This is a genomic window from Algoriphagus sp. (assembly GCF_024305035.1).
Taxonomy (GTDB): Bacteria; Bacteroidota; Bacteroidia; order Cytophagales; family Cyclobacteriaceae; genus Algoriphagus.
This window is the reverse complement of record NZ_JAMWZB010000080.1, coordinates 1-806: the sequence shown is the minus strand read 5'-3', so window position 1 is coordinate 806 and position 806 is coordinate 1. Positions and strand designations below refer to the sequence as shown.

General features: G+C 52.1%; 1 rRNA gene. It reads right to left on the bottom strand.

Annotation, left to right across the window (positions count from 1 at the left end):
* Positions 1–736, bottom strand: a 16S ribosomal RNA gene (locus Q0L00_RS19590); the annotation flags it as partial.
* Between the last annotated feature and the right edge of the window lie 70 nt (positions 737–806).

Sequence of the window (806 nt, the reverse complement as noted above, 5' to 3'; positions counted from 1 at the left end):
TGGCCAGTACAATGCCTTCGCTATCGGTGTTCCTGATGGTATCTATGCATTTCACCGCTACACCATCAATTCCATGTACCCCTCCAACACTCAAGCTGTCCAGTATCAATGGCACTGCCCCGGTTGAGCCGGAGTCTTTCACCACTGACTTAAACAGCCGCCTACGCACCCTTTAAACCCAATAAATCCGGACAACGCTTGCACCCTCCGTATTACCGCGGCTGCTGGCACGGAGTTAGCCGGTGCTTATTCATACGGTACCGGCAATGTCCCACGCATGGGCCTTTTCTTCCCGTATAAAAGCAGTTTACAACCCAATAGGCCGTCTTCCTGCACGCGGCATGGCTGGGTCAGGCTCTCGCCCATTGCCCAATATTCCCTACTGCTGCCTCCCGTAGGAGTCTGGCCCGTATCTCAGTGCCAGTGTGGGGGACCTTCCTCTCAGAACCCCTACTGATCGTCGCCTTGGTGGTCCGTTACACCTCCAACTAGCTAATCAGACGCATGCCCATCTTTTACCGATAAATCTTTAACTAAATCCCGATGCCGATCATTAGTACCATGGGGTATTAATCCGGGTTTCCCCGGGCTATCCCCCTGTAAAAGGTAGGTTGCATACGTGTTACGCACCCGTGCGCCGCTCTCAAAGAACCCGAAAGCTCTTCTACCGCTCGACTTGCATGTATTAGGCCTGCCGCTAGCGTTCATCCTGAGCCAGGATCAAACTCTCCATTGTATGTTGTCTATCTATACCAGTCTGGCAATAAAGCATATCACCAAACCGTTAACCTCATCCCTCAGGTTTT